At 45.0% G+C, this 23,667-nt stretch carries 25 protein-coding genes; 10 read left to right on the plus strand and 15 right to left on the minus strand.

Annotated elements, in window-relative coordinates:
* Positions 1–81: 81 nt before the first annotated feature.
* From pyk to ACFQV5_RS18970, 6 genes are all read right to left on the minus strand, one after another.
* Positions 82–1,509 (minus strand): pyruvate kinase, encoded by a 1,428-nt coding sequence (gene pyk / locus ACFQV5_RS18945; RefSeq protein ID WP_379248929.1) that lies wholly within the window; start codon positions 1,507–1,509, stop codon positions 82–84.
* 126 nt (positions 1,510–1,635) lie between these two features.
* Positions 1,636–2,619: an acetyl-CoA carboxylase carboxyltransferase subunit alpha gene (locus ACFQV5_RS18950; RefSeq protein WP_379248930.1), complete on the minus strand. Its 984-nt coding sequence runs from the start codon at positions 2,617–2,619 to the stop codon at positions 1,636–1,638.
* Entirely contained in the window at positions 2,619–3,512 is an 894-nt protein-coding gene (gene accD / locus ACFQV5_RS18955) for an acetyl-CoA carboxylase, carboxyltransferase subunit beta (RefSeq protein ID WP_379248931.1), read from the minus strand. The genes ACFQV5_RS18950 and accD overlap by 1 nt, the downstream gene beginning before the upstream one ends.
* 90 nt (positions 3,513–3,602) lie before the next feature.
* Positions 3,603–3,791: a glutamate decarboxylase gene (locus ACFQV5_RS18960; protein WP_379248932.1), complete on the minus strand. Its 189-nt coding sequence runs from the start codon at positions 3,789–3,791 to the stop codon at positions 3,603–3,605.
* A gap of 150 nt (positions 3,792–3,941) precedes the next feature.
* Positions 3,942–4,436: a phosphatidylglycerophosphatase A family protein gene (locus ACFQV5_RS18965; RefSeq protein WP_379248933.1), complete on the minus strand. Its 495-nt coding sequence runs from the start codon at positions 4,434–4,436 to the stop codon at positions 3,942–3,944.
* A gap of 158 nt (positions 4,437–4,594) precedes the next feature.
* Positions 4,595–8,290, minus strand: coding sequence for a DNA polymerase III subunit alpha (locus tag ACFQV5_RS18970; RefSeq protein ID WP_379248934.1), 3,696 nt, complete (start codon positions 8,288–8,290; stop codon positions 4,595–4,597).
* Positions 8,291–8,426: 136 nt separating this feature from the next.
* Between ACFQV5_RS18970 and ACFQV5_RS18975 the strand changes: the two genes are divergently transcribed.
* Genes ACFQV5_RS18975 through ACFQV5_RS18985 form a run of 3 tightly spaced genes read left to right on the plus strand, consistent with a single transcriptional unit; the run spans position 8,427 to position 9,623 of the window.
* Positions 8,427–8,753, plus strand: coding sequence for a YtrH family sporulation protein (locus ACFQV5_RS18975; protein ID WP_379248935.1), 327 nt, complete (start codon positions 8,427–8,429; stop codon positions 8,751–8,753).
* Positions 8,754–8,756: 3 nt separating this feature from the next.
* Positions 8,757–9,233 (plus strand): sporulation membrane protein YtrI, encoded by a 477-nt coding sequence (locus ACFQV5_RS18980; protein WP_379248936.1) that lies wholly within the window; start codon positions 8,757–8,759, stop codon positions 9,231–9,233.
* A gap of 51 nt (positions 9,234–9,284) precedes the next feature.
* The gene (locus tag ACFQV5_RS18985) at positions 9,285–9,623 is read left to right on the plus strand and encodes a YtpI family protein (protein WP_379248937.1); all 339 of its coding nucleotides are present in this window, start codon (positions 9,285–9,287) and stop codon (positions 9,621–9,623) included.
* A gap of 97 nt (positions 9,624–9,720) precedes the next feature.
* On the opposite strand, the gene ACFQV5_RS18990 is transcribed toward ACFQV5_RS18985, so the two are convergent.
* From ACFQV5_RS18990 to ACFQV5_RS19005, 4 genes are all read right to left on the minus strand, one after another.
* Positions 9,721–11,055 carry a DRTGG domain-containing protein gene (locus ACFQV5_RS18990; protein WP_379248938.1) on the minus strand — a complete coding sequence of 445 codons (1,335 nt, stop codon included), beginning with the start codon at positions 11,053–11,055 and terminating at the stop codon, positions 9,721–9,723.
* Positions 11,056–11,238: 183 nt separating this feature from the next.
* Positions 11,239–11,526 carry a hypothetical protein gene (locus ACFQV5_RS18995; RefSeq protein ID WP_379248939.1) on the minus strand — a complete coding sequence of 96 codons (288 nt, stop codon included), beginning with the start codon at positions 11,524–11,526 and terminating at the stop codon, positions 11,239–11,241.
* Positions 11,527–11,658: 132 nt separating this feature from the next.
* Positions 11,659–12,006: a YlbF/YmcA family competence regulator gene (locus ACFQV5_RS19000; protein WP_379248940.1), complete on the minus strand. Its 348-nt coding sequence runs from the start codon at positions 12,004–12,006 to the stop codon at positions 11,659–11,661.
* A gap of 50 nt (positions 12,007–12,056) precedes the next feature.
* Entirely contained in the window at positions 12,057–13,223 is a 1,167-nt protein-coding gene (locus ACFQV5_RS19005) for a DUF445 domain-containing protein (RefSeq protein ID WP_379248941.1), read from the minus strand.
* Positions 13,224–13,359: 136 nt separating this feature from the next.
* Between ACFQV5_RS19005 and ACFQV5_RS19010 the strand changes: the two genes are divergently transcribed.
* The 6 genes from ACFQV5_RS19010 to ACFQV5_RS19035 all read left to right on the plus strand — a co-directional run bounded on the left by ACFQV5_RS19010 (position 13,360) and on the right by ACFQV5_RS19035 (position 19,996).
* Complete coding sequence (locus ACFQV5_RS19010) at positions 13,360–14,727, plus strand: YheC/YheD family endospore coat-associated protein (protein WP_379248942.1); 1,368 nt, start codon at positions 13,360–13,362, stop codon at positions 14,725–14,727.
* A gap of 129 nt (positions 14,728–14,856) precedes the next feature.
* Positions 14,857–15,864, plus strand: coding sequence for a YheC/YheD family endospore coat-associated protein (locus ACFQV5_RS19015; RefSeq protein WP_379248943.1), 1,008 nt, complete (start codon positions 14,857–14,859; stop codon positions 15,862–15,864).
* Positions 15,861–17,234, plus strand: coding sequence for a YheC/YheD family endospore coat-associated protein (locus tag ACFQV5_RS19020; protein WP_379248944.1), 1,374 nt, complete (start codon positions 15,861–15,863; stop codon positions 17,232–17,234). Before ACFQV5_RS19015 ends, ACFQV5_RS19020 begins: the two co-directional genes overlap by 4 nt.
* Positions 17,231–18,340, plus strand: coding sequence for a YheC/YheD family endospore coat-associated protein (locus ACFQV5_RS19025; protein WP_379248945.1), 1,110 nt, complete (start codon positions 17,231–17,233; stop codon positions 18,338–18,340). The genes ACFQV5_RS19020 and ACFQV5_RS19025 overlap by 4 nt, the downstream gene beginning before the upstream one ends.
* A 22-nt stretch (positions 18,341–18,362) precedes the next feature.
* Positions 18,363–18,899, plus strand: coding sequence for a GNAT family N-acetyltransferase (locus tag ACFQV5_RS19030; protein WP_379248946.1), 537 nt, complete (start codon positions 18,363–18,365; stop codon positions 18,897–18,899).
* Positions 18,881–19,996, plus strand: coding sequence for a YheC/YheD family endospore coat-associated protein (locus ACFQV5_RS19035; RefSeq protein WP_379248947.1), 1,116 nt, complete (start codon positions 18,881–18,883; stop codon positions 19,994–19,996). The genes ACFQV5_RS19030 and ACFQV5_RS19035 overlap by 19 nt, the downstream gene beginning before the upstream one ends.
* 62 nt (positions 19,997–20,058) lie before the next feature.
* On the opposite strand, the gene ACFQV5_RS19040 is transcribed toward ACFQV5_RS19035, so the two are convergent.
* Entirely contained in the window at positions 20,059–20,748 is a 690-nt protein-coding gene (locus ACFQV5_RS19040) for an HAD family hydrolase (protein ID WP_379248948.1), read from the minus strand.
* A gap of 197 nt (positions 20,749–20,945) precedes the next feature.
* Here ACFQV5_RS19040 and ACFQV5_RS19045 point away from each other — a divergent pair, with 197 nt between their 5' ends.
* Positions 20,946–21,215: a hypothetical protein gene (locus tag ACFQV5_RS19045; RefSeq protein WP_379248949.1), complete on the plus strand. Its 270-nt coding sequence runs from the start codon at positions 20,946–20,948 to the stop codon at positions 21,213–21,215.
* A gap of 108 nt (positions 21,216–21,323) precedes the next feature.
* Here ACFQV5_RS19045 and ACFQV5_RS19050 read toward each other — a convergent pair whose 3' ends face one another.
* The 4 genes from ACFQV5_RS19050 to ytvI form a co-directional block, all read right to left on the minus strand.
* Positions 21,324–21,893 carry a manganese catalase family protein gene (locus ACFQV5_RS19050; RefSeq protein ID WP_379248950.1) on the minus strand — a complete coding sequence of 190 codons (570 nt, stop codon included), beginning with the start codon at positions 21,891–21,893 and terminating at the stop codon, positions 21,324–21,326.
* Between the two features lie 74 nt (positions 21,894–21,967).
* Complete coding sequence (locus ACFQV5_RS19055) at positions 21,968–22,243, minus strand: spore coat protein CotJB (protein WP_379249448.1); 276 nt, start codon at positions 22,241–22,243, stop codon at positions 21,968–21,970.
* A 3-nt stretch (positions 22,244–22,246) separates the two neighbouring features.
* Complete coding sequence (locus tag ACFQV5_RS19060) at positions 22,247–22,468, minus strand: spore coat associated protein CotJA (protein ID WP_379248951.1); 222 nt, start codon at positions 22,466–22,468, stop codon at positions 22,247–22,249.
* Between the two features lie 149 nt (positions 22,469–22,617).
* Entirely contained in the window at positions 22,618–23,649 is a 1,032-nt protein-coding gene (gene ytvI, locus ACFQV5_RS19065; protein ID WP_379248952.1) for a sporulation integral membrane protein YtvI, read from the minus strand.
* Positions 23,650–23,667: the final 18 nt, after the last annotated feature.

Raw genomic sequence — 23,667 nt, forward strand, 5'->3', positions numbered from 1 at the left:
ATATTTCACCCCATTATAGAAAAAGCAATGGGCGAAGAGTCGCCCATTGCTTTGTCACATATATTGTTACCCGTCAGTAGACTAATTCTGAGCTGGGATTTGGCTAACTTTTACCAAGTTGGTAGAACCGGATTTTCCAAGTGGTACACCAGCTGTAATAACAACCAGGTCGCCTTCTTTTACGATTCCGGATTTTTGACCGCCTTGAAGTGCATATTCGAACATCTCATCCGTAGACGTAGCCAGTTCACCTTTAACTGGAGTAACGCCCCAAGTCAATGCCAAACGTCTCAGTGTTCTATCTTGAGTCGTTACAGCGATAATAGGAGCATTAGGACGATATTTGGAAACCATACGAGCAGTTTGTCCAGATTCCGTAGAAGAAATGATCGCTTTTGCGTTCAGATCAAGCGCCGAAATAGCAACAGATTGGCTGATTGCTTCTGTAACACTTGTTTCTTGAGCAATGCGCTGTTTCAAGAACAACTCACGGTAGTTCAGAGCTGATTCTGCTTTTTCTGCGATACGAGACATGGTCAGAACGGATTCAACTGGATATTTACCTGCAGCTGTTTCACCTGACAACATGATTGCGTCTGTACCATCAAAGATCGCGTTAGCCACGTCACTTGCTTCCGCACGAGTCGGGCGAGGGTTACGCTGCATGGAATCCAGCATCTGTGTAGCAGTGATAACTGGTTTACCTGCAATGTTACATTTTTCGATCATGCGTTTTTGCGCAAGAGGTACTTCTTCAGCTGGAATTTCAACACCCAAATCACCACGAGCTACCATCAAACCATCGGAAGCTTCAAGGATTTCATCGAGGTTATCCACACCTTGTTGGTTCTCGATTTTAGAAATAATTTGAATGTGCTCAGCATTATGCTTTTTAAGAAGTTCACGAATTTCTTGAACGTCACTAGCCTTACGAACGAAGGAAGCTGCGATAAAATCGATGCCTTGCTCGATCCCGAAAATGATATCGTTAGCGTCTTTCTCAGTAATACCTGGAAGAGAAATGTTCACACCTGGTACGTTAACGCCCTTTTTGCTCTTAATAGTTCCTCCGTTTACGATACGGCACTTAATCTCTGTGCCCTGAACTTCTACAACAGTAAGACCGATCAAGCCATCATCGATCAAGATCGTTGATCCGACGCTTACATCTTCCGGAAGCTCCTTGTAAGTAATGGAGATGCGATTCTTGTCACCAAGAATTTCTTCCGTTGTGAGGGTGATGTATTCATCCTGCACTAGCTCTATTGGTTCAACTTCCAACTTGCCGGTACGGATTTCTGGCCCTTTTGTATCCAATAGGATAGCCACCGTTTTGTTCAGTTCTTGAGAAGCTTGGCGAATCGTTTTGATTCGGTTTCCATGCTCTTCAAAATCACCGTGGGAGAAGTTCAGACGGGCTACGTTCATGCCAGCCATGATGAGCTTCTTAGTATTTTCCAACGATTCACTGGAAGGACCGATAGTACATACAATTTTTGTTTTACGCATTTGGGTTTCCTCCGTTTGTCAAGAGTTCTCTTTATCTCTGTTCCAACAACTAAATTTACTACAAAACTTCTCATTTGTATAGGAATATTGTCACATCATACTTTTTTAACCATGATCTAAAGTCCTTTAAACATTTGTATCAGGTTGTTCGGACGCTGCAAAATCATAACTACCAATCTTGCGGAATTTCTGGTATCGATCTTCTTTCAACTCACAGGCGTCCATAACGGACAGTTCTTTCAAGTGACGGACAAGGGCATCCTGAATAGCTGAAGCAGTCGCTTCGTAGTCACGATGCGCCCCACCTTTAGGCTCTGGAATAATTTCTTCAATGACTTCCATTTCAAGCAAATCCTGAGCCGTAATTTTCATCGCCTCTGCTGCCTGATCTGCTTTAGATGCATCTTTCCAAAGAATAGAAGCTGCTCCATTCGGCGAAATAGCCGCGTAAATCGCATTCTCAAGCATGAGCACACGGTTACCTACGGCCATCGCAAGAGCACCGCCGCTACCACCTTCGCCGATGACCACACAAACAACAGGCACTTTCAGTGCCGACATTTCCCGCAGGTTGCGAGCAATCGCTTCGGATTGACCTCTCTCTTCAGCAGTATTACCAGGATAAGCGCCTTTAGTATCAATAAATGTAATCACCGGACGTTTAAATTTCTCAGCTTGCTGCATAAGCCGCATAGCCTTGCGAAAGCCTTCCGGATGAGCACTTCCAAAGAAACGCGCAATATTATCCTTTGTATCTTTCCCACGTTGCTGTCCAAGTACAGTAACCGGTACTCCGTTCAGCTTGGCCAACCCGCCAACTATCGCTAAATCGTCTCCATAAAGCCGATCACCATGCAGTTCAATAAAATCAGTGAATACCAGCTGAATTAAATCAAGCGAAGTAGGTCGTTGCTGATGACGGGCTAAGTGCATTTTTTGTGAAGGCGAAATGGACGAATAGATCTCTTCTTCCAATCGACTATAGCGTTCTTCTAATCGAGCAATTTCATCCGTGAAATCAATACCTTTTTCCTGGCCGAACTGTTTTAATTCTTCAATTTTCTTACGCATTTCTGAAAGAGGCATTTCAAAAGGAAGTTCGCCTGACATCAAAATCCTCCTTTCGAAGTATGCATTTCAAGCAGTTTTCCAAGCATCGTACGCAGATCCTTACGGTGCACAACCATATCCAGCTGACCGTGTGCCAAATTAAACTCGGCTGTCTGGAAATCATCAGGAAGTTTTTGACGAATCGTCTGTTCAATGACAATACGTCCTGCAAAACCGAACACAGCTCCCGGCTCTGCAATATTAATATCTCCAAGCGTAGCGAAGCTCGCTGAAACACCGCCAGTTGTAGGGTCGGTTATGACTGAAATATACAATCCGCCACGTTCATTGAATCGGGAAAGCGCAGCACTCGTCTTAGCCATTTGCATCAAACTGAGGATGCTTTCCTGCATTCGAGCTCCACCAGAAGTAGAGAAAATAATAAGCGGAAGCCCCTGCTCAGTTGCAGACTCAATCGCACGGGTTATTTTCTCCCCAACAACGGATCCCATACTTCCGGTAAAGAAATCAAAACTCATGACGGCTACCACAACCGGTTGTCCACAAATTGAACCCTGACCGGTAATAACCGCATCCCGAAGGCCTGATTTCATCTTCTGCTGTTCTAATTTCGCGGCATATCCCGGAAACTGCAGTGGATCCACTGAGATCATATCAGCATCGAATTCTTCAAATCCTGTATCATCCAGCGTTGTGCTGATTCGCTCCCATGCATTAAGGCGCATATGGTGTCCGCACTCCGGGCATACTTTCAAATTCTTCTCAAGTTCCTTGCTATATTGAATAGTGCCGCATTTGCTGCACTTATTCATAAGACCTTCAGGTATTTCCCGTTTTGGACGCTCGCCTTCTTCAGGCTGACCTGAGCGTCCAAGGCGCTCCGAAGGAATTGTCGCATATTTTCTCTTCTTCTGAAACAGATCTTTAAACACAACTACACCTCTCCAGCCGCAAATTTGAATGGCCGTAAACTTAGCAAATCTATAAATCCTTTAACAAGCTTCGCTATGTATCCCTTTAAGCTAGGGGTGCAAAATCGAATTCAACACTTCCTGAACTTCCTCAAGCTCTCCAGAGGGAACCAAAATCTCAAATTGTTGTTTGGAAAGATTCACAGGACGGCTCTGAACCAAAAAACCTTCTTCTGTAAGCTTGGCTTTGATCATGTCCGCAACCTTCGCGGTTGGCGCAATATAGATTACCGTCCACATGCCTTTCAGATCCCCCTAATCTTGTGCCATAGGCATATCCTGAGCCGATATAATGGATAATGATAACATACTTCACTTTTTACCTCAACAAAAGAGGAAGGGGTCTGATAGCTCATTTTCTCTTACTTTTCAGGAGAAACAACGGTTTTTTTAATCCTTGTCCACAGCATAACGAGTTGCATCAGGATTATTATGGGCAATACGGGAAGAAGCGGCAGCGGCGATCCCTGCAACAAGATCATCCAGGAAAACATGTATGCCATCCTTCTTCTCATTTAGAGTTTCTATAACCCCAATCTTTTCTTTATCCAAATAACCGAAGCTCGTTAGACCGATCATACCATAAATACTCGTTACACCAAGTGCCATTGTCTCGTCAACACCAAAAAGCGGCTCATCTTTCTCCATAATGGTCTGGAGCGGTTCAGGCAATAATTTTTGCTCAGCCAGTTCATCAAGTGCAATTCCAGTATACAGTGTATACTGTACTTCGCGTTTTCCAAGCACAGCCTTCACGCTCACTTCACATTGCTCCATCGTCAGCATCGGATGATACTTTCTTTGGAGGCGATATACAATATCCGCTATAGAAGCAACGCTAACACCTCTTCGATTAAGCATAGCTTCAGCCAATTCCATTGACATAATAATCCCTCCCGCATTTACCGGAACAGCCGCTTTCGCACCTTGGAAAATAAATAATCCTTGCTGACAATATTCCAGCAATCGTTGTCCAGTGGTGTCCTTATGTTTATGCAGGAGGGATATGAAATGTTCATGATTTTATATAATTAGGGATAACACTATTTAACTTTAACAGTATCCTTCCCAAGCATTTCCTCCATCTGTGCAAACAATGCAGGCGATGGCTTAATTCGATATGCGTCACTCAGACCAAGCACTTTCTGGCTCTGTTCATAGAAAAGAACAGTCGCCACGGGACCTGGGTGCTCCTGCAGAAGATTTTTAAGACGAGCCAACAACTCGGGATCTTCTGCCTTAGGCGAAATTTTAACAAAAACCCGCTGTTCATGTTTGCTCGAAACTGAACGTGTGGTGTTTGGTTGCTGTTTAGGTTTCTCAGGTATGTTTGCTATAGGAACATCATTCGTAATAATGTGAGCGTCTTCTGATCTATCGACTGCAACCGGCGACCGCGCTGTCTGAGCTGGTGTCCTCCGGTTCACTGCCGCTCTCTGCGCAGAACTTCCAGCATTATGGATGTTCTGGGTAGTCGAAGCAGATCGGGCTTTACCCCGGCGGATCAGCTGAGACAGCTTTTCTTCCTCCAATGGTGCCAGCTCTTCTGCGAGCAGTTTAAAATCCTCATCCTGCTGCTGAACCTTGGCCCGAAGAGCCAGTAAAACACCCTTTTCGATAAGATGGGCACTCCGCTTCCACACTTCCGGAAACAGAACGACCTCACAGCGTTCAACCTGATCCTCCCATTCCATGAATGCCATAGCTTTACCTTGTTTGGTCGTAATCGTCTTAAGCGAGACAACCATTCCGGCGACCGTAACCATTGTATCATCTGGTGCTTCCGTCAAATCCATCAACCGGTCAGCACCCACTCGTTCCAACAATTGATCGTATTCATCAAGCGGATGTCCAGACAGATACATTCCTAATAGTTCACGCTCGAGCTCCAACTGCTGACTTCCCGAATACGGGGCAATGTCCGGATATTCGATATCCCAATTTGTCGTTTCAACAAAATCAAACAGCTGAATCTGCAAATCTTCTCGTTCTTTCCGCCATTTTACGGCAGCTTCCACCGTTTCATCCAGCATAGCAATCAGTTGAGCCCGATGACCTGGAAGCGAATCGAAGGCGCCAGCTTGAATTAATGATTCGATAACCCGCTTGTTACATATGCGCAAGTCAACACGTCTACAGAAATCAAGTAAACTTTCAAATGGCTTATCCTCACGAATCTGGACAATGTTCTCTACGGCCTGTGTTCCAACATTCTTGATAGCAGCTAGTCCAAATCGAATTCCGCCGTTACCAGGAGAGAGCGAATCCTCCCCCTGATCTGCTGAATGTCTGGTTATAGGAGTAAAGAGAGAGAAGCTCTCATTCACATCCGGCGGCATAACATCAATATTCATACGATGAGATTCGAGCACATACTCCGCTACTTTACGATGATTCCCCATCACAGCCGTCATCATAGAAGCCATAAATTGAACTGGAAAATGAGCTTTTAGATAAGCGGTCTGAAACGCCAAGACACCATAAGCGGCCGCATGCGCACGTGGGAATCCATAATTAGCGAACCTTACAATCATATCGTATACTCGGTTTGCTTCTTCTTCTGTGTAATTCTGTTTCAAGCTGCCAGAGACAAAATGCCCCCGTTCTCTATCGAGCACTTCGCGCTTCTTTTTAGATACAGCACGTCTTAGGAGATCCGCTTCACCAAGTGAAAAACCTGCCATGGCGGAGGCTATCTGCATGATCTGTTCTTGGTATACGATAATGCCATATGTATCACCTAGAATTGGAATCAGATCAGGATGTGGATACTCAGGCTGAATATGACCATGCTTTATTTGAATATATTTCGGTATAAACTCCATGGGACCTGGGCGGTACAATGCTAGTACGGAGACAATATCCTCAAAAACCGTAGGTCTCAGATCCTTTAATACGCGGCGCATTCCAGCTGATTCCAATTGGAAAACACCGGTCGTTTCACCTCGTCCCAACATTTGATATGTGTCCGGATCATCATCAGGAACCTTTGCAAAATCAGGAGCAGCTTCGCCGATCCAGCGCATGGTGCGTTCAATAATCGATAAAGTTCGCAGGCCAAGAAAGTCCATTTTTAACAATCCTATGCTTTCCAAATGCTCCATGGAATACTGCGTTAATGCTGTTTTCTCGCTGCCTTCCTGTAATGGAACCACATCAGTTAGCGGATCGCGGGATATGACCACACCTGCCGCATGCGTTGATGCATGACGGGGCATACCCTCCACTTTCAGCGCCATATCAACTAGTTCTCGTACCTTTGGTTTCGTTGTGTACTGTTCCTTAAGACCCGTGCTTTCCTGAAGTGCTCTGGATATACTTATTCCCAGTTGGTTCGGAATCAGTTTGGCTACTCTATCCACATCCCCAAAAGGTACATTCAAGGCTCGGCCTACATCCCTAACAGCAGCTCTTGCAGCCATCGTTCCAAATGTAATAATCTGGGCTACATGCTCCTGACCATATTTTTGAACCACGTAATCAATGACTTCATCTCGCCGTTCATCACTAAAATCAATATCAATATCGGGCATCGTGATACGCTCAGGATTCAAAAACCGTTCAAAGAGCAAATTATATTTTATCGGATCCACATTGGTAATACGCAGCGTGTAGGCAACAAGACTACCCGCGGAAGACCCCCTACCAGGACCGACAGCAATACCCTGTTTATGAGCATAGGCGATAAAATCCCATACAATGAGGAAGTAATCGCTAAAGCCCATACTTTCAATCGTCCGGAGCTCATAATCCAGTCGTTGCTCTAGCTGGGTCCGACTCTCCTCAGATGTCCACCGCTCTGTCCCTTCATAACGTTCCTGAAGACCAGCACTGCATAGCTCACGCAAGTAAGAAGCTGCATCCATCCCTTCAGGCATAGGTTGGTATTCCGGAAGAATCGATCGGCCGAATTCCAGCTCTAGGTTACATCTTTCCGCTATTACTGCGGTGTTATCGATGGCGTCCATGACATGGGGAAATAAGCTCTTCATCTCATCTTCGCTTTTCAGATACAGCTGACTGGTCGGAATTTTGAGCCTGTCTTCATCCTCAACCGTTTTACCGGTCCCGATACAGATCAGCACATCCTGTACGTCGCTATCCCCTGATGTTAAATAATGCACATCATTCGTTGCTACAAGCGGTATCCCGAGTTCCGAACTTAAAGCAATAAGCTGAGGATTGACCCGCTTCTGCTCGGTCAGTCCATGATCTTGAAGCTCCAAGAAATAATCCTCTCCGAATATCGCTTTATAACGAAGCGCCGCTGCTCTAGCCTCAGCTTCTCTTCCATGCAGCAAATGCTGAGGGACTTCTCCCCCAAGACAAGCACTTAAACAGATAATACCTTCATGATGGGCGGCCAGCGCCTCCATATCAATCCTAGGTTTGTAATGATAGCCCTCCAGATGACCAATAGAGCAGAGCTTCATCAGATTACGATATCCGGTTTCATTCTTTGCAAGGAGAATCAGGTGGTAGATCGGTTGGTCCTTACGGCTTCCGCGTTCCTTCCGTGATCCTGCTGTAATGTAAGCTTCACATCCGATGATCGGCTTAATGCCATGACTGCGGCATGATTTATAGAATGGGATGGCGCCATACATAACCCCGTGATCGGTCAGCGCGAGTGATTTCATTCCAAGCGCCGCCGCTTCCCGCACAAGTTCTTCGATACGCGCAGCCCCGTCGAGCAAACTGTATTCACTATGCACATGCAAATGCACGAAAGTACTCATATTTCGCCTTCCTTTCGCCGCTTAAATTCTTATTCACATTTTATCATAATGTAGCTCTTACCGCCCATACAATGAAACAGGAAGCATCTGGACAGGCGATCATCATCGCCTCCCGGCAAGAAAGGGGACAAGACGGATGAGCATTTTTTTATCTAAAGCCATACTGGATTTTTTCATAGCCTTCGGTATCGTACTCGGGGGAGCGATGGTGGGTGGAGTTGGGGCTGTTCTATCCATGCAGCCACCTACCCAGACAATGGTCGATGTTGCAGATCGTATTAAAATATGGGCGCTCGCTGCTGCTGTAGGCGGTACCATTGATCCTATGCGCGTTATAGAAAGTAATATGTTGGACGGTAATTTATCCCCAGCTATCAAACAAATTTTGTATCTGGTCTTCGCCTTTCTAGGGGCGCATATGGGCAGCGAACTCGTTAAATGGGTCTGCTCCCCAAGGAGTTAAGGTATGAGAATCCCTCCATTTCGACGTTATCGCCCTTTCTTTCAGGCCGTATCTATCTTTGTACTTGGCATGGTTATCGGAAGTGTCGTCTATAATTCGTTGTACCATGCGAGTTACAACAAATTGTGGATGAATAACAAAGACCTTCAAATCCAAATCCTTCAGTATGAAGAGGATATCAAAACCTTGAAGAAGTATAGCAAACAGCCGACCGTTATTAGGGAAATCAAAATCAGGACGGAACAAAAAGCAGAGCCTCTGGATTCTCTCGTTGTAAAAGAGATTATTCAACGCATGGGAAAAGATCTTACAGCGTTACGAGGACGCAGCGTGTTTGACATTGATACCGACAGCAAGCTCACGCGTACGCTGTTGGATGATAAAATATATACGGTTCGTGAAAAGGATTATAAAGTTAAAATCAGAACGATGCTCGTCATGGAAGGAGTTCTACAGATTTGGGTAGATATCGGAGGCTGATAAGTGCATACCTGAATGGATTCATGATACAATATAGGTATTATTTTACCTATGACCATGCTAAAGGAGTGCCGTTATTCCATGCTTGATGACATTATCCGTTATCTCCTATTTGCAGTCCTGGCGCTTTCCTGCATCGCCGCCGCTTTATACAGCATCAATGCCCGTCGAAAGCCTGATCCCTTAGACCGAGGAATCTCACTTGCTCTAATGAACATTTGTATGGGTATTATGCTGGTTGCTCTGGCCTTTATTTCGATGCTGATGTTCAGTGGTTCCACACCTGCAGTGATCGTTGAAGCTGCTTTCTTGGTGCTCGGGGCGTTTAATATTTTTGCCGGTCTGCGCAGCAGAAGCTTCTACAGCCGTCAAAAATCGGCTCGCAGCTAAGAGACTTATGACATTAACAAATAGGGATATCAACCTTTAGTTCTGCGGTTGATATCCCTATTGTGTTGTGACCTTATATACTATCTTACTATCGTACTTACCCTTGATCGATTGCTTGCAAAGTCATGACTGATTTGGCAATCAAGTGGGAATGGTGGCTAATTTCTATCTCTATTTTGCAAGTACGTCGACTCATTTCCAACAGATGTGGTGTCACCATAATAGGATCTTCGATCTGGACCGGACGTATGAAATAAGTAGACAGATTATCCAGCACATGATCACTTCCGCTAATATCTTTGGCTGCTTTAAAGGCAGCTTGGCTCATAACCGTTGTAAGTACTCCTTGCGAGATCGTCCCTAGCTCTGTCGCCATTTGAGGCGTAATAAACCCATGAAAGAACAGCTTTCCTTCCTCATCTCGATCTTCAGCCATTCCGTTCCAGATGAGCTGATCGAAGGTTTCTCCAAGCTGAGGCTGGTTACGCGCATTTCGCATTGCTTCCAGTACCTCTTTACGGGTAACCGTTGCGACGAGCTTACGATTGCGGTCAACAATCGGTAGAAAGTCAATTCCCTCCCACATCATAATCTGAGCAGCAGATGCGAGTGAAGTCTTCAAAGTTGCTGTAACCGGATTACGTGTAATTGCCCGCTCAATGGACTGGTTATCGGCAAGATCACCTACATCTTTTACGCCGACAATCCCTATGACACGGTTCCAATCATCTGTAACAGGAAAGCGCTGATCTCCACTTTTGCTCGCGATTTCCTTAAGTTCTAATGCCGTCACTGAATTTTTAAGTGCGTGAATTCTAGGCTTTTCGCCTGCAATATCTTCTACAAGCATAATTTTCTTCTTAATTAACCGGTCAAATATGGCTCGATTTATCATCGACGCAACGGTAAAAGTATCATGACGTGAAGAGAAGATTGGAAGCCCAAGCTTGTCTGCAAGCAGCTTCACTTCACGGCTCGTCCCAAATCCGCCTGTGATGAGAACCCCTGCTCCTTGCTCCAAAGCCAACGAATGTGCATCCTCCCGGTTACCAACAATCATCAAGCTTCCGGCATCGATATAGCGAATCATCGCTTCTACTTTCATCGCCCCGATCACATATTTATGCAAGCTTTTATTAAGACCTTCTGCTCCACCAAGCACGTGACCTTCAACGATTTCTACTACATCAGCAAATGTCAGCTGCTCTGATATGTTACGCGGCTTCCGTTCAATCCGGACGGTTCCGATGCGTTCCTTCGTAACAACAATTCCGAGTCCTTCAGCTTCTTTTACAGCCCGATATGCTGTACCTTCACTGACACCGAGCTCTTTCGCTAGTCTTCGAACTGATATCTTTGTTCCTACTTTTAAACTCTCGATATGCTGTACCAGTTGTTCATGCTTCGTTATTGTCTCATCTCGAACATCCAACTGTTACACCCCCTTACACTATCTGTACCATACTGTATCTATTATACCAAACAAATCTTACAAAAATAACATGTTAAACCAGCAAAAAAAACCGCTCATTAACGAACGGTTTTTATTAATACGAATTTATGGTACGAATGTTTAGAGATAAGCGTACTTTGACAGTGCAACTAGCCTTGCATTCTAGGCGCCACCATGGCTTTTCTGTTCTTCCGGCCATTTCAATTGCCATTGGTTCAGCTTTTCCTTTCGGATTTCATCGAGCGCTTTCTGTTTCGCCTCATCAACACCAATCAAAATATGCAGATGTGATCCAATGATCAGCAAAGCGAATCCGGCCCATACCGCTCCAAACAACGATGCCCAAGAAAAACCTCCAGCAAACGAAATGCTAGGCAATGCATACACCAGCATCCCGAGAGCAATCAAGAGATAGGTTAAATGCTTAAGTTTGCTTTTCTTTTTTTTCATTCATCATGCAGCTCCTTTACCCCTCAATAAAGTCTATATTTCTACTCTATGAAGAGCTGGTCCACATTATGAAACAAGATTTGTAAAAAAGGGAAAGAAAAAGCCGCAGCGACCGCCACGGCTAATAAACGTTTATGATTGAGCTGGTCCATATAAATGCTGAAGGCTATCGGAAATGATTTTATTGACATCTTCGATAATGATACTCAAACGACGCTCTGCATCAAAGAGACGACGAATGTTCAGGTTCAGGCTCAATACTTCAAACAACTTCTCCATCTTCTCCATCTCTTCTTGTGATGGCATATCGCCAGACATCATGCGCTGTTGCACTTCCATTTGACGCTCACGGAAGTTATCCAGCATCTGTTTGCTTTCAGGATCAGCCTCGATCAGCTTAATAGCAGCGGTAATTTCCTGTACCTCCTGGCTTTCCTTCATTGCTTTTGCTAGTTCATTTGCTTTGTCATAAATGTTCATAGTTGTCCTCCTACTTACGGATAAAGTCCGCATTATATTTTTTTATTCTCTTATCTCCACAGAAGGGTGATCATCGACTGGAACAAACCGATCATTCCGCCTAAGAGTACTCCAAGCCAAGTAATCGCTCTGAATTCCCTGCCGGATACGCTTAGAATAACTTCTTCAAGCCGCTCAACCGGGAATTTCTGGACCTGTTCTTGTACCAGACTCGGAAGATTCACCGCCTTCATGGCTGTAGGAATAGCATCTTCTAGTACTCGTAGACCCTTGCCAACCATATCCGGCAATGCTGCCTCAATTGCAGGAAGCCTAGGCTGAATCAGATCCGCAAGACGGATGCTTTCCAGTCGTTCCACCCACGCTGACCACGGAATGGAATGCTCTATTTTGCTCGTAATAAAAGCAAGAGCCGGTTCACCTGCAACAGTCTGTACAGCACTACCAAAAGTCATCTCCCCATACTGCTCAAGCTTGCCTGAAACAACAGAGACGATCGTTTGACGAACCTTTTCTCCTTCGAGTTGACCGATAAGCATTGGCGTCAGCTTCTGCACCAGCTTGTCCTCATCCACAAAAATTGCGGCCATGGTGCCGAGAAATCCTCCTGCTTTATCCATCATGGCAGAAGCCATCTCTTTAAGCAAACGTTGACCGTCTGAGGACAAGAGCGTATCACCGAGTTCTTTAAGTACAGCGTCAGCAGCAGCCTCACTCCAGCGCTTCCTTTTCTCCTCAGACCAGCCTGGAACCAGATCCTTAATCGGCTTGTCCTCCAGACCATACTCTGACCAGATGGCAGCAGCTCGGCTCGCAGCCACCGATTGAACCTTCCGAACAGCACGATCCTTAAGCTGTTGCCATTCCTCCGGACTCCAAATTTTCAGAGCAATATCGTTTAGTGTCAGTTCACTCTCCGTCAATGCCTTCAGCTTCTGAGATACGGTATCCTCCGCTTTCGAACGAAATTGAGGCTTACGTATCATTTCCTGAAGTCCTTCGCTCGTTACGAGATAGTCCGAGACGACCTTACCAAGTGATTCTGCGATCTCTTCCTTCCGTTTCGGAATCAGTCCTGGCGTAAAAGGCAATTTCCGGCCACGAATTCGAATTTCTTCACGCGGATGGAAGAGCATCTTAATTGCAAAATGATTCGTAATACCGCCGACAAAAGCAGCTACTGCAACGTTCAGTAATATATACATCCAAGTCTGCATATGTAAAGTCCCCCTTTTTCCAAATCCGTACAATCACCAAGGGATATATGTCCTCATATGATGAATTACATGCAATGTTCAGATGAAGTCCCATCTGTACACCAGACATCAAGTAGTTGTCGGAAGGAGATCCAAGATGTCCAAATACAAGATATCGGCTCAACAGATCCGCTCGGGCAAGTTGCCGGATAACGATATCAAGCTTGGCGAAAGGCTGATCAAACTGTTGCGGATTCCTACGGAACAACCGATACAGCTCGCCTTAGGCTCCTTCAAACAGGAGATAAACGTCCTACCGGGGAAATCATCAACTGTGCTTCGCGTCAGCCCTTCCCTATCGAATAACTTCGGACTTCTTCCTCGATCAGTTCTGAATATCAAATATAACGCTGCTGAAAGAACTTTGCGTCTAGGTCCTGTTATCGGAGTCATGATAAGTCGTTATAATCCGGAAGATCCAAGCAAGCCCTTCGGATCCATCTCTTCATTTTGCATGGAGCTTGTAAACGCCTGCGAAAAACTAGGCGCATATGTATACTTCTTCACCCCGGACATGATCGGTCAAAACCTTTCAACTCTTCAAGCAGTGTTGTATGACCAAGAATGGAAAAAGGGCTTTGTGCCCGCTCCAGATGTCGTCAACAACCGACTTTCCACGCGAAAAATGGAGAATAGTCCTAGCGTACAGCATTTTATGAAAGAAGTAAAATCCAGATGGGGCACCCATGTTTTTAACGAGAAATTCCTGGATAAGACGGAAGTTTTTGACGCACTCGGTTCACATGAAAGGCTAAAGAAATTCCTACCCGAATCCTATTCACTGAAAGGCTTTACCATTCTTAAAAAAATGTGCTCCATGTATCCAACAGTATTTCTAAAGCCTGTTCATGGCAGTCTGGGTAAAGGCATTATCAGGATCACCCGACAAGCGGATGGATCATACCACACTCTCACCACTTCTCTTGAGGGAGTAAAGAAAAAAAGCTATCCATCACTCGCCAAACTTTATAGCAGTCTATCCGGTAAAATCACTAAAAACCGCTATCAGATCCAGCAAGGTTTGGACTTGGTTCGACTTCATAAACGTAATATCGATTTTCGCGCTCTCGTCCACAAAAATAAAAAAGGAAAATGGAGCGTCACATCCATTGTAGCCAGAATTGCAGGAGGAAATCATTTCGTTTCCAACCTTGCCCGTGGAGGAACACTTTCTACGGTAAAAGATGCCCTTGCTATGAGTGGAAAACCCTCATCCTCCAGACTAAACGCCAGCGACCGGATGAAACAGGCCGCACTAAACATTGCCCAAGGGCTAGAAGAAACAATACCATCCCATTTTGGTGAGCTCGGGATCGATTTAGCGATGGATACATCAGGGCGCATTTGGCTGCTTGAAGTAAATTCTAAACCCTCTAAGGGTGACGATGCTCCGCTCAATGTTTACAAGGTGCGGCCTTCCGCCATCCGCCTTGTCCAATACTGCCAATATTTAACCGGCTATTAAAAAGGAGCTCCTATGTCCTCTAATAACTTTGGAACAATCGGAGTCATGGTTTGTCGGAGAATAGGGTCGCCTCCCTTTGCGGAAAAAGAATACCTCCGCGAGTTGAGCTTGGCCTCTTCCCGATTTGGCATGTCCGTGTTTGTATTTTTCCCTGAAGATAAGCCAGATTCGGCAACATTGAATCACCAAATCTCAGGCTATATCTACAAACGTGATGGCTGGGTAAAAGAAACCTTCCCAATCCCAGACATCATCTATGATCGCTGTCTCTTTAAGAATGTTAAAGAAACTTCTGTAGCCGCATCCTTCCTAGGAGGTTTACCTGAAACCACCTGGTCTATGTGGTCAAGGGGGTTACCTGGAAAACGACGGGTATATGATCTTCTCAAACGTGAACAGGCGCTCTCGCCTTTTCTCCCACATACTTTATCCTATACCGGGAGCAAATCACTAAGTAAAGCTATAGATTTATTTGATGGTGAATTGTTTATGAAGCCAAGCGGAGGTTCTCATGGTCGTCATACCCTTTACGTGAATTGTAAAAGAGCAGATGAGACTATCTTGCAAGGAAGAGACCGTTCGAACTCCATCTTCCAAAAGACCATTCTAGCTCGAGATCTATTCCACTGGGTCAATAATTTTACGGGACGCCGCCGCTTCATTATTCAGCCTTATCTCAAACTCTCCAGTCGTGAAGGCAGCCCCTTTGACCTTAGAGTACTGGCTCAAAAAAACGCACGAGGCCGCTGGACAACAACAGGTATGGCTGTTCGTCAGGGTCCTGCTGAAGGTAAGACCTCCAACCTTCATGGCGGGGGAACGGCTATGTCGGCCCCGTCCTTTCTGGAATCTGAGTTCGGCGTTTCCTTGGCAGGCGAAATTATTGCTTGCATCAACCATCTAAGTGAATGCATACCACCGCTCTTGGAGAACGGATTTGGCCGTCTAGGCGAACTCGGCATCGATTTCGGAATAGACTGCTCCGGAAAGGTATGGCTGCTTGAGGTAAATTCGAAACCAGGGCGGCGCGTATTCAGACAAACAGGAGATATTCCCGCAGCAAAACTGTCCGTGGAGAATCCTCTCCGTTATGCACGTTATTTATTGCTTCGACAACTTAGGAGGGTTAATACATGAGTTTGACTTTCAGTAGCGTTCATTTCTCGAATCAGCCCGAAAAAGTGGTCTTTATGTCCAGCACGCTCATGAGAAGCCTGGGGCTTACTAACAAGAGACAAATCCTGCTCCGTTTGGGCAGAGATGCTGTATCGGCCACTTTGAAACCTATAAATCGCTCGGGAAAACAAATTCATCTGAGCTCTGGTATCCGCAGCAGCATTCCGATCCCAAGAAACGGGCCCGCATATATTCATATGCCAAGGGAAGGAGAAATTCAGATTGGACCCATGGTCGGTATCTTATCTGATGGACCTTCCAACCCCTCCAGTCCCTTCGGTTCGCGTACAGCGTATATTAAGCAGCTTCTACGTGAAGGAAACAAAAAGATGTATGTTTATGCCTTTGCCCCAAGGGATATCAACTGGCAGAGGGAAACCGTTTATGCTTATATGTTAGGCGCAAGAGGAGAATTCATCCGCAAAACTGTACCGCTTCCGGATGTCGTCTACAATCGGCTGCCGAGCAGACGTACGGACTTCTCAGCTTTTACGAATCAACTTAGAGAACGATTTTCTAAGCGGAACATCCCTTTTTTCAACTGGGCATTCTTTAATAAATCCGATATTTACAATCAATTGGAGAACGACGTTCAAGCAGGGCGATATGTGCCTGAGACTTATTCAAATCCAAGCCCTGAACGAATCAAGGATATGATGGAACGCCACAGATTCGTATACTATAAGCCTTCCGCAGGAAGTCTGGGAAACGGAATTTATCGTCTTACCTATCAACCCAAAAAGGGTTACTTTGCCCGGTATAGAAGTTCTGGAGGAAATACTCTCCTTAAATTCCCTACATTTACGAGTCTCATGCGAATGCTTCAATCCAGACACGGTTCCAGTTTGAAAAACTACGTCATCCAGCAAGGTATTCGGTTGATTGAAATTGATGGATGTCCTATCGACTTCAGGTTCCATATGCATAAAGACGGTAAGAATCGCTGGTCAGCCGTCGGGATTGGAGCCAAGAAGGCCGGACGTGGCAGTGTAACGACACACATTAAAAACGGCGGGTCACTGATGACTCCGGAGCAGGCTCTAGGCCGTGTATTTGGATCCAAGTCTCGAGAAGTACTGGAGCGAGCTAAACAAACGGCTATCATTTTATCAGAAGCCATTGAAAACCATCACTCCCATGTCCTTGCCGAAATCGGCTTTGATATTGGCATCGACGAGGATGAGAAAATCTGGATGTTTGAGGCGAATTCTAAACCGGGCAGGTCGATCTTCAGCCACCCTTCCTTACGCGCGGAAGGTAAAGCCTCGGTTGAACATATTTTTGAGCACTGCTTGTATCTCAGCGGGTTCCACAGGGGGAATGACTCGTGAGTAACCGATTTGGGGAGGATTCGAAGCCTGTCATCGCAATTCTTACGATGCATGACTCCATTCGTATGTTTAGAGGGAATAGGCAAAACTTTCAGGAAATCATCAAGACTGGCAAAGACATGGGGTATCTCGTATACGTTGTCACGGTTCGCGATTTGAAACTCAGGTCGGAAATGGTCAGAGGTTTCACAACGGGCAGTGATCACCAATCCTGGGAGCAGAGGATGTTTCCGCTGCCCCGGGTCATCTATAACCGGATTCCGTATCGAGAGGATGAAATGAAGCCCCAGGTACGCCGTAAGATAAAGGCATGTTTACGTCACCCCAATATAGATATTTACAATCCTTATTTCTTTAACAAACGTCAATTGTTTTCCTGGCTAAACAAATCCCAATTAACTAGAAAATGGGCTCCAGTTACCAAAAAACTGAAAGGCTTGTCATCTCTATATGAAATGATAAGACACTGCTCATATCTCTATCTAAAACCGGAAGAAGGCAAGGCGGGTCAAGGAATCATGCGATTGAGATACCAAAAAAACAAATCTATGCCCTATCGTCTTCAAATTCAAAATAATAAAAACAGCACCACGTATAAAGCAGCAACACTGGATCGGCTTTGGGACAGAGTGTATAAAGAAACCAAAGGGGAGCCCTACATTATACAACAAGGAATTGAGCTAACTACCCTGCACGGACGCGCCTTCGATCTTCGGCTGTTGGTACAAAAATCGGATCTTGGTGCTTGGGTAGTCACCGGAGTCGGTGCCCGCATGGCAGGTTCGCACAGCATAACCACGCATGTACCTCGTGGAGGCACAATCGAAGACCCCGACAAACTTCTCACGTCCTTATTTGGGTCAGAAGAAGCCGATGTGATCTTAAGCAAAGTTCGAAACGCCGCTGTGCACATTGCCAAACAAATCGAACGTGGTTGCCGATACAGTTTGGGAGAAATGTCCATGGATCTCGGATTGGACACATCCGGAGAAATCTGGTTCTTTGAAGCAAACTCCAGACCGATGAAATTCGATGAACCTGCTATCCGCAAACGCTCACTCGAACGAATATTCAATTACTGTGATCATCTTACAAAGAAACGTTAATTTATTTAAAGGAGGGGATCATGTGGAGATTACGTCCATATCAGCCAGAAATGAATCAGACTGGTGTGACATTCGTGAGCAATGTTATGAGTTCATGTGCCGTTATGGCAATCGCCGACTTACCCGCGAAGGATGCAGCAATCTGCAGAAACTGTCGTTCCAACAATTGAACCAGCCAGGTACATCGCTGATTTCAGCTACCGTACGGGGAGAAGAAGGTAGAATCCCTGTTGGTATCTGTTTCGTCGCCGGATTTGGAGAGACTGCTTGCTTAATTGCCGTCCATCCTCTATACCGGAACAAAGGTATTGGTACCTCCCTGATCCTCTCCCAGCAGTTAAAACTCGGTCGTTTGCAATGTAAAGTAGCTACGGATAATTATTCAAGTCTTAAAATGTGTTTTCAAGCCGGCATGCATGCTGTGGCAATAGAAAATGGGCCTACAGGTAAAGCAACACTCATCATGAGTGGAGGTTCTTCTCTGTTAGCTAGAGCCCTTTACGACTTAGACTCAGACTCTACGCAAGAAGGTGAATCACTGTGTCTCAACCCGTTTTAGGTATCCTGACCCTGTATTTGAACAACCGTAAGAGGCTTGAAGAAGTCCCTGTCTATGAACGAATGATTTCAGAAGGTCGCGAAATGGGGCTGGATGTGTTTGTATTTACACCTGCCGATGTGAATTCATCTCAAGGACTCGTCCACGCCATGCAGTTTAACCCAGATACCCGCAAATGGAGCAGACGCCTGAGGCCAATTCCTCAAATGATATTTGATCGCTGCCGCATTCAAAAGAGCGAACGTTTTCAACAATTGTTACGATTCCGTTCTAACTACAGACATCTTTTATTTCTGAATAGACCACTTCGTAACAAGTGGACCGTTCATCAGACCTTATCCGGTGTGAAGCGTTTCAAGCCCCATTTGCCCGAGACAATGCTAGTAAACAGTATTGGGGACGTAAACCGGATGCTAGTCAAACATCACGCAGTCTACTTGAAACCAATCAACGGAACAGGCGGCCGCGGGATATTACGAATTTCCAAAAGCATAGGTGATAAAGGCTCTTATGAAATTCGTGGTCGAAACCAAAACCGGAGCATTATCACTCCAAAACGACTTTCTTCTGCTATGCTCGGCCCCTACTTATCCAGCTGGGATATCAAAGGTCGTTACTTGGTCCAGGAAGGAATTCCGCTTGAACTTCCAAACGGAAGAGTTCACGATTATCGAATGCTCGTGCAAAAAAACGGTTTTGGTGAATGGGAAGTGACCGGTTGCGTTGGCCGCGTAGGAGCGATAAACAGTGTGACATCGAATTTACATGGTGGCGGAAGAGCAACTGGAATGAATGAATTGCTGGATGAATGGATTTCTGACGATCTGAAACGGGAGAAGGTTCGAGGGGATGTCGCAAGCTTGGGCGTCGATGTATCAAGATATTTGGAAGAAAAATACGGAGCACTATGCGAACTTGCGCTTGATATAGCTGTAGACAAAACAGGCCGCACTTTACTTCTCGAAGTAAACCCTAAACCTTCTCGCGAGGTATTTTCACAAGTGGGTGATATGGAAGCTTATCGTGTATCGCTTGTTAGACCACTTGAATATGCCTTATGGGTGTATAAGAACCGAAAGAAAGCAAAAAACGCTTAAACGGACGAAACAGGGCCATCCCCAAGGATCATAGACCTTGGGGATGGCCCTGTATTACTCACTTATTCCACAGATGATTCATACAGATCCAGCAGCTCTGAGAAAGAAGTAATGATAACATCCGACCCTTTCAGCTCCTCGTCATTTCCAAAACCTGCATATTGGCATCCGATAACAGTCTGTCCATTCTGCTTGCCTGCCTCGACATCTGATGAACGATCTCCTACCATCCAGGCGCGTTCAATCCCATGATTCTTAAGCAAAAGGGACACAAGCTCCACCTTTGTTGCTGTGCCATGCTGTCCCGCACTGTAGAGCTCCTCAAATAAAGGCATAATCTTCCGTGTCTCAGCAACACCCTTCACATAATGCTCAAGCCCATTGCTTGCCACAAACAATCTCACACCACGGCGTTTTAGTTCCTGTAGTGTCTCTACTACTCCCGGATACAATACCGCATCAGGACCGTTTAATCCTTCAAGTTCGAATTGAAGCAGGAGCTCGTCGGCGCGTCGGTGTGCTTCTGGAGTTCCTTCTGGCATGACGGTTTTCCAAATATCATCGAGCAGCATCCCCAAACATCCAAGCATCAATTCTTCTTTCGGCGTTTCACCCTTATGAAGACCTTCTGCTCGCAAAGTATCGAACAACTTATGATAGGCGGGCAAGAGTAGTGTCTCTGTCTGAAATAATGTCCCATCCATATCAAAAATCATCGCTTCTGGTTTAATCAGCCTCTCAGTTCTCTCCATCTCTCTGTCATTCCCTTCATTCCTCAAGATGTTATGTAGACCTTTCATCATCATATAGGAAGGTCTTCACCTGTGCAAATCATATCACACTTCAAAATATTGAATTAATTCATGTACACAGAAAATAAATCACAACTTCTCTATAAGTCTGATTGTTAATAGAATATACGATTTAAGCAAGAAAGGATTGAGTGAGAATGGAGCAAGAGAATCTTACCCTGAAGCATAATGAACTGAACAAAAAGATAAAGGAAGAACTTGAGAATTATAGCGATCTTGAACAAGCTGCAATTCTCAAACAGTTCTTACTACGACTAAAGAAGAAAAGACGGATGATTAACCGTATGGAGGATATAAAGCAGGCCTTCTCTCCTCCATACATATGGCTCCTTATAGGTGGAGGAATCGTTCTGCCGATCATGCTGTTTATCACTTTCATATGGTCTTCGCTTTATTTAGAAGGGTAATATCCCGCTGTAAGATGAATACAATGAACCTCGCCAACTCATGCAAAACAGCAACCCTCCACTCACTGGAGAATTGCTGAATAAGAAGAACTGTCGTATATGCAGTTCCTAAAATATCTTCTTATGATTACGGTCTTCCTTAATAATTTCAACGGCTTCCCGGAAACGAATCGCATGTATGATTTCCCGCTCCCTCAGAAACTTCAAGCTATCCTGCAAATCCACATCATCAGTCATATCGATAAGCCATTGATATGTAGCTCTCGCTTTCTCCTCAGCTGCAATGTCTTCATAAAGGTCCGCGATAGGATCACCTTTAGCTTGAATATAGGCTGCTGTAAACGGAACACCTCCCGCATTTTCATAATAAAGAGCCTTATCATGATTTGCATAATGAGCTCCCAGCCCTACCGCCTTCAGCTGCTCTACCGTCGCATCCTTTGTCAGCTTGTATACCATCGTTGCGATCATCTCGAGGTGGGCAAATTCTTCTGTTCCGATATCATTGAGTACACCGATCACTTTATCAGGAATCGTATAGCGCTGATTCAAATAACGAAGTGCCGCTGCTAATTCTCCATCGGCCCCTCCATATTGCTCGATTAGGAATTTAGCCATCATCGGGTCACACTTGCCGACCCTTACGGGATACTGCAGCTTTTTCTCATATACCCACATGGGATGAACCGCCTCCTATATAAATTTTGCTGGCAGCCGGGGCTTATTACTGCTAAGCAACCCGGCCACCATATTTACACCTGCCAAGGCCAAGGAGCCTGGGACCATTCAAATGGATATCTGGAAAAAGAATGCCCAAAATTTTGCAAAGGACCATATAGTTCTTGGAAATGTTTAGCCAGTACCATTCTCTCTTGCGCCAGCTTGTTGTACTGCTCAATACTCTTCAGATCATTCGGATGCGTATTAAGAAACAAGTTAAGTTCCAGCAAAACAAAGTCAATGGCTTGCAATTGTTCCAGAAGCTCATAGTAATGCGGATCGCCGGCCTGCGGCCTTTCTTTTTCCATCATCTACTCTCCTTTCTGACTTCTTGAGTTATACGGACTGTACAGTGCTGGCCATAACGTCCCATGCCTCAATGCTTCAGCCGGACTAAACTGCGGTAAATCTGCAGGTTGAAACACGATAAATTGATTTACAGGAACAACATATGTTCTATACGGTAGTGGAGGGCATGGGTCAAACGGGCCTCGATAAGGGACGTACATGCGCTCTTCGGGATTCAGTTTCACAAAATTAATCCTCCTTCATTCGGACTTTACCTCAAACGCTAAATCTCTTCGTAACTAACATATGTCATCCGCCCAGAAAATGAACTCCGAAACTACAAAAAACCCTTTTCTCCGCAAAAAAGCGAAAAAAAGGGTTCTCGAAATTCTAATTAAAACTTGATCTTAATTTGGAATAAACCTGCCTTACGCATAGCTGAATATAAAATGATAACCAAAGGTCCGATAAAGAACCCGATAACTCCAACTAATTTAAAACCTACATACATGCTAATCAGAGCAGGAAGTGCTCCAATACCAACCGCATCTCCTATTACCTTAGGTTCAAGCACACGCCTGATCACAGTAATGAGAATGAATAAGATAACGAGCCCTATCCCTGTGAACAGATCACCAACAACCAGCAAGTAAATCGCCCACGGAATAAGTACTGATCCCACACCGAGTATTGGCAAAATATCAACAACCGTCACCAACAATGCAATGGCAAGTGGGAAGTTGACACCCAGTACGAGGAGCCCCAGCAGGGTAATCACATACGTGAACAAACTGAGAATCAATTGAGCTCGTAAAAATCCAAATATCGAATTTTTCAGGCTGCCCAGAACTTCATTAACTTGTGACTGCGACGCCTCATCAAAGAATGAGAGTACGCTTTGCCGCATTGTATCCAGACTAAGACTGAATAAATAAAGTGCAACACAGAATACAATCGATGTTACAAACAGGTTCGGCAGTGTTTTGGCAAAAGATAAAAATGTAGATGAAAGGGTATTAACCAAAGACTGAACGTATGAAGATATATTGGACATAAAAGCTGTCAAGCTGTCTGCAAGACCTGGCTGAATGCCATTTAGCATACCCTGTGCTTGTAATATCGTATTCTGTAAAAACTGGTTCGCACTTTCAAAGTATTCTGGTGCTTTACTCCAATACTCTACAAGCTGAGCAAAGACCTGTACACCCATTAAATACGCTAACAGCATAAGTAGAAGCAAGAATAGTGTGCAGGTAATTGTAGCTGCCACCGTCCGATTTAAACGAACTCTTTTCATTAAGAGGCGGTTAAACGGTTCAAGTGAAATAGCAAGGATCAACGCTAGTAAAAAGGGAGCCCCAACAGTAAACATGCCGTAAATCAATAGCAAGCCCAGACCGATAAAAATTAACTGCTTTAAAGGCATAGCCCACTTCCTTATCCA

Origin of the sequence: Paenibacillus sp. GCM10028914 (genome assembly GCF_042666275.1) — a bacterium.
Classification (GTDB): Bacteria; Bacillota; Bacilli; order Paenibacillales; family Paenibacillaceae; genus Paenibacillus_AQ.